At 60.7% G+C, this 2272-nt stretch carries 2 protein-coding genes; both read right to left on the bottom strand.

Annotated elements, in window-relative coordinates; all coding sequences use genetic code 11:
- Positions 1 to 848 (bottom strand): hypothetical protein (locus EN893_RS29850; RefSeq protein WP_128362016.1); only part of this gene is annotated, 848 nt, incomplete at its 3' end.
- 80 nt (positions 849 to 928) lie between these two features.
- Positions 929 to 2080 carry a cupin domain-containing protein gene (locus EN893_RS29845; protein WP_027039500.1) on the bottom strand — a complete coding sequence of 384 codons (1152 nt, stop codon included), beginning with the start codon at positions 2078 to 2080 and terminating at the stop codon, positions 929 to 931.
- Positions 2081 to 2272 lie beyond the last annotated feature (192 nt).

Genomic DNA, 2272 nt, shown 5'->3' with positions numbered 1-2272 from the left:
GGCACCTGGAAGGTCGAGATCGGCAACGGGTTGGTCTCGTCGGTGATGTCGTAGATCCAGGTGAAGGCCGGCGGCGAAGGTCGCAGTTTGGCGACATCCTCGTCCGCCACCACCATGATGTTGCGGCCCTTCAGCAACTGCGGGATCGGCAGGCAGGTGTGGGTGGGATGCGGAAAGCTCGGGCTCGAATTGACGTGCGAGACCAGTTTCGGCTTGGTGATGTCCGAAATGTCGAGGATGAACAGGCCGTGATGCCAGTAGCTGACATAGAGCCGGTCGCCCATGCGCAGCGGATGGTGGCAACGCGGCGTGACATAGTCATGCCACGGGTATTCTTCGCCGCCACCCGTCCACTGGCCGGGTATCCACCAGCGTCCGACCTCGACCGGCTGTGCCGGATCGATCAGGTCGAGGATCATCACGATGTTGCCGACATAACCGTCGGCGGTCGGCGAGATGTAGACGTAACGGCCGTCGAAGTCGTAGCGGTGGACGCCCTTGCCGCCGGTTATCCATTTCGAGATGAGCTTGGGCTGCGCCGGCTTGGTTGTGTCGTAAAGCGCCAGTCCGCCGCCGAAATCGGCCGGGCCGGCATCGCCAAAGCGCTCGTGGTTGATGATCATCAGCCCATCCTTGGCGCGCACCTTGTGCGAGTGCCAGCCGGGCGGAACATCGATCGTGGCTATCTTGCGCGGATTGCGCGGGTCGGAAATATCGACCAGCGTCGTGCCGCTCGGCGGCCGCATGTGGCCGATATAAAGGATGTTGCCATCGACCCAGACCTGGCCGCCGCCTGGACAGTCGACATGGCCGATCTGCTTGGTGTTGAACGCCGAAACCAAATGCATACACCCTTGCTGCTGAAGCGTCGTTTTCGATGTCCACGCCGCCAATCGCGGCGGGACAGTGCTTGCCGAAGGACCGGAAACTAGACGAGGCGGAGCAGATCGCCGGCCTGGTTGCGGCCCCAGCGCTTGTAGAGGAGCAGCGCCTTCTGCGTCGGCGCATCAGTGGCGCCGAAGAAGATCACCGGCTCGCTCGACGAGCCGTTGACATGCTCGACCCAGGAACCGCCAGGTATGGCGATGGTGTCGAACTGGTTCCAGTCATAACGTTTGCCGTCGATGATCGAATGGCCGTTGCCGCGGAACGGCGCCAAGAGCAGGCTGGCGGTCTCGCGCTGCGGCAAGGTCTTCTCGCCGGGGCGCAGCATCTGCACGTAGAAATTGATGGTGTGGAAGACGGGTCCGCCGGTGGTCGGATCGACATAGTCGATGACGATGCCTTCATGGGGGTCGCCATCCCAATCCTTGTGGGCGTCGAGGACCGCTTCCATCTTCTCCCAGCGATAGACATACATCGGCGACGACAGGCCGCCGCCGCGCTTGTGGTCGACGAAACGCGGCATCAGGCCACCCTCGCCATAGATGCGCTGTGAGTAGTCACCGGGATAGCGGGCGGTCTGCACCTTCTTCTCGACTTCCTTGCCATCGACCATCTCGGTGTATTTGTGGTCGAAATGGACGGCATGCAGCGTTTCGACCAGCGGCAAGTCGAGCACCGACAGGTTGACCGCCTGCTCGCCGCCGACGGTGCCATGATTGTGCCAGGCGTCGTTGGGCGTCAGCACCATGTCGCCCGGGCCAAAAACCACGTCTTCGCCCTCGACGCCGGTGAAATTGCCCTTGCCGGTCAGGCCGAAGCGGATGGCGCTCGGCGAGTGCTTGTGCGGCGGCATGATCTCGTCGGGATCGTTCAGGCGGTAGGCGGTGTACATGGTGCTGACCGATGCACGCTTGGGCGCAAGACCGGGATTGACCAGGATCAGCGAACGGCGCTCACTGTCGTCCATGGTCACCAGTTCGGCGGCGCGCTGCAGCAGCGGCTCGATGTCCGAATAGGACCACACGAAGGGAACGGCCTTCGACGTCGCCATCAGCTGCTTGATCTCGTCATGGTCGACGCCTTCCGACGTCGCCCAGAACGGAAACATGTTCTTTGCGTAGAGGGCGTCATAGAGGCCCTTGAGTGCTGCCTTCTTGTTGGTGAGCACATCGTTAGCTGGTTGCGCCAGGGACATATCGGACACCTCTCGTCACGAAGAAAATACTTCTAACCAACTCAACCGTATTCGCATTGGTTTTGCTCGACAATAGCCAAATTGCGAATTTTATAAGTTTTTGGTTGAGGTGCATTTTTGGAAGGCAAATGCCCAAAAATAGGCAGAATAGCCTAGAAATGCGCGAGATACGGCTCGCAATCAGGGCGTGGA

Origin of the sequence: Mesorhizobium sp. M7A.F.Ca.CA.004.04.2.1 (assembly GCF_004022825.1) — a bacterium.
Taxonomy (GTDB): domain Bacteria; phylum Pseudomonadota; class Alphaproteobacteria; order Rhizobiales; family Rhizobiaceae; genus Mesorhizobium.
This window is presented reverse-complemented; position numbering and strand designations above follow the sequence as displayed.

Bases quoted from the DNA above. Each gene is read 5' to 3' on its own strand.
- EN893_RS29845 (WP_027039500.1), bottom strand. From the start codon at position 2,080: ATGTCCCTGGCGCAACCAGCTAACGATGTGCTCACCAACAAGAAGGCA.